Below are 2908 nucleotides of genomic sequence, written 5' to 3'. Positions count from 1 at the left end.
CTGTCACCGTCCGGATCGTCTTCGACTGCGTCGACATCAACAACGCCAGCTGGTCCGAGGCGAAACCGGGAAAGATCCCAGAGGCGTAGAACGACGCGTTCCCCGACTTCGCCGCCGCCTCGAGCTGGTCCCGCCAGTCCGGCGCGAAGTAGGCCGGCGGGTAGACCAGGCTCGTGGACGTGGTCGATACCACGTTGATGCCGGCCTCGAGCAGCCGCAGGTAGTCGGGCACCGCGCCGGCCTCACGCTCCGGGCCGCTCGCGGCGTACACCACGCAATCCGGTCGCAGCGCGATGAGGGCATCGGCGTCATTGGTGGCCGGCAAGCCGATGGCAGGGCCGCCGGCGAGCTCACCGGCGTCTTTGCCGACCTTGTCCGGCGAATGCACCCACACGCCAACGAGTTCGAAGTCCGGGCGGCGCCGGACGGCGTCAACGGCTATCGAGCCGACTCCCCCCGTTGACCAGACAACAACGCGAACCGGATTAGATGTCACGAACTTCCCCTGACTTACTCACGTGCTCTGTCCACCGCAACGACGGCGTTCTCCAGGTAGTGCCACGCCAGCTCGGGCGGTATGCCGCCACACAGCGGAGCCAGGAGTAGCTGTTGTCCGCTCCGCACGTGGGCCGCCGCCTCCTCGATGCTCCAGATGCGGCAAGGCCCGTCCGCGGCCCGCAAAGCCGACACGCTGTCGGCGCGGGAAATGCTGGCCACCGTGTCGTCACCATGCCGGTAGCCCGCGGCCATCTTGGCATCGTGAAGCAGATATGACCCCAGCTCCTTCCAGGCGCGGTCGTCGTCGTAGGCGACGAAGACGGTGGTCGGCGCGCCGTCGACCGGAAACCGTGTCACCCCGGGTTCGTGTCCGTGCTCACGGCAGTGTGCTTCATACAACTCCTTGAGTTCGGGCGAATTAACTTGGGAGACAAAGCCGAGACCATACTTGGCTGCCCGCTTGACAGCCGCGGCGCTGCCTCCCGCGATCATGATGAAGGGGCCCGACGTAGTGGTACACGCCGGCGTCACGCGGATGCGGCGACCGGCGTGGACTACCGGTTCGCTCTTCAGCAGCTGCAGCAGCACGGCCAGTTTTTCGTCTGCCAGCCGCCCGCGCTGACGCACATCAACGCCGAAGTGCTCATACTCCTCGGCGCGGTGGCCGACGCCGAACGCGTACGCAACGCGCCCCCTGCTGATGATGTCGAGCACACACATCTCCTCGGCCAGCCGAACGGGATCCCAGAAGGGCAGGACCACTGCAGCCAACAGGATGGGCATCATTTCGGTTCGGGCGGCGATCGCCGAAGCCAGGATGAGCGGCGAGGGTAGGTGCCCGTCGTCGGCACCGTGGTGCTCCGAGAGCACCGCCGCGATTGCCCCACGGGTTTCGGCCCACGCGCACATCTCGATGGCCGCGCCGTATAGCTCGGTCGTCGGCGCACCGTCGTCAGGAGCACGCATGTCGAATCGGAGGGTGAACATCAACGCCACTCGGGCAACGACGCGGTCATGACGTAGGCGACTTTAACCTAACGTTTGTTCATTGCCAACCGTTCTTGACCAGCTACAAGCACGATTGCTAGGTTATGAGAGCAAAAGTTAGGTTGCATCCGTACTGTGTCGGCGGAAGGACGCGGATGGTGACCGGTGTCGCGACACCCGAGAAGACGACTGTGGCTCGGTGGCGGGGTCGCCTGGGTTGGTCGGTTGTGGCCGGGGCATACGCCGTCTTTGCGGTCTGGGCGCTGTCGAACATGCAAACTGGACTGCACGGCGATGTGCGCACGACCAACCCCAACCCGGGGACCGCGCCGTATCCGCCGTTTCTGGGCATCGGCGACTGGCGGCTCGTCGCAAACATCCTCGCCGCGGTGACGACACTTGTGTTCTTCGGCGTTCTCGCCTGGTGGTCGATCCGGTCCGGGCACGCACACTGGGCGCTCATCGTCGGTATTGCGGCGCTGTGCGCAGGCGCACTTGATCCGCTGGCGAACTGGGCCACCTTCACGGTGTTCGACCCACGGCTCGCACACTTCCCGTTGTCATGGCCGTACTTCTTCATCTCCCCTCTGCTCGAGCCGACCCTGTCGTTTCTTGGCGGTTACGCGAGTTATTACGTGCTGACCGGCATCGGCCTGGTGAAGACCCATCAACGCTTCGTCGAGCCGCATATCCCAGTGGACACCTGGCTGGGGCGACATCGGCTGGTGGCCGCGTTCTACGACCCGAATGGTGGCGATCGCCACCGCGGTGCTGATAAGCGCGGTACTCATTCCGATCGGCGTGTTCAGCGCGCTGCGGGTCGGCGGCAACCCAGAACCGGCGTACGACAAGTTCCCCTATCCGACGGTCAAGGTCTACGACCCGTACGGAGACCTCGAGCGGGCCGGCAAGCCGGGACCGTTCTACCAATAAATGCGATGCAGAGGAGGAAATCGATGGCAGCACGGACCAATCGCGTGGTGGTGTGGGCGACTGGCGGCATCGGCTCGATTGCCATCCGCGAGGTCGCGCGCCGACCAGATCTCGACCTCGTTGGCGTGTGGGTTCATAGCGAGGAGAAGGTCGGCAAGGACGCCGGTGAGCTCGCGAACGGTGAGCCGATCGGTCTCGCCACGACAAATGACGCGGAATCGCTGATAGGCCTCGCGCCCGACTGCGTCATCTATACGGCAAGCGGACCCGAGCGCGACGCCCTCGCGATCCCCGACTACGTCCGACTACTCGAGTCCGGCATCAACATCGTCACCACCAGCACTACCCGACTGGTCAATCCGGCTACCTATGAACCGGCAGAGTGGCGCGAACAAATGGCGCAAGCCGCCGACAAGGGACAGTCGTCACTCTATGCGTCGGGAATCGAACCCGGTTTCGCGGCCGACTATCTGCCGCTGGTGCTCGCGAC

2 protein-coding genes and 2 pseudogenes are annotated in these 2908 nt (G+C 64.8%); 2 read left to right on the top strand and 2 right to left on the bottom strand.

Annotated features, from left to right (window positions below):
* Positions 1–496, bottom strand: a pseudogene (locus tag ACRDU5_RS21855) (dihydrodipicolinate reductase); the annotation flags it as partial.
* Positions 497–510: 14 nt separating this feature from the next.
* Complete coding sequence (locus ACRDU5_RS21850) at positions 511–1485, bottom strand: LLM class flavin-dependent oxidoreductase (protein ID WP_526617083.1); 975 nt, start codon at positions 1483–1485, stop codon at positions 511–513.
* Between the two features lie 750 nt (positions 1486–2235).
* On the opposite strand from ACRDU5_RS21850, the gene ACRDU5_RS21845 reads away from it, so the two are divergent.
* On the top strand, positions 2236–2418 hold the full coding sequence (locus ACRDU5_RS21845) for a hypothetical protein (protein WP_526617082.1): 183 nt from the start codon (positions 2236–2238) through the stop codon (positions 2416–2418).
* A gap of 23 nt (positions 2419–2441) precedes the next feature.
* Positions 2442–2908, top strand: a pseudogene (locus ACRDU5_RS21840) (dihydrodipicolinate reductase); the annotation flags it as partial.

The organism is Mycobacterium sp. (genome assembly GCF_050701515.1).
In the GTDB taxonomy this organism is placed as follows: Bacteria; Actinomycetota; Actinomycetes; order Mycobacteriales; family Mycobacteriaceae; genus Mycobacterium.
Note: the sequence above shows the minus strand (reverse complement) of the source record. Positions and strands in the feature narration are given on the sequence as shown.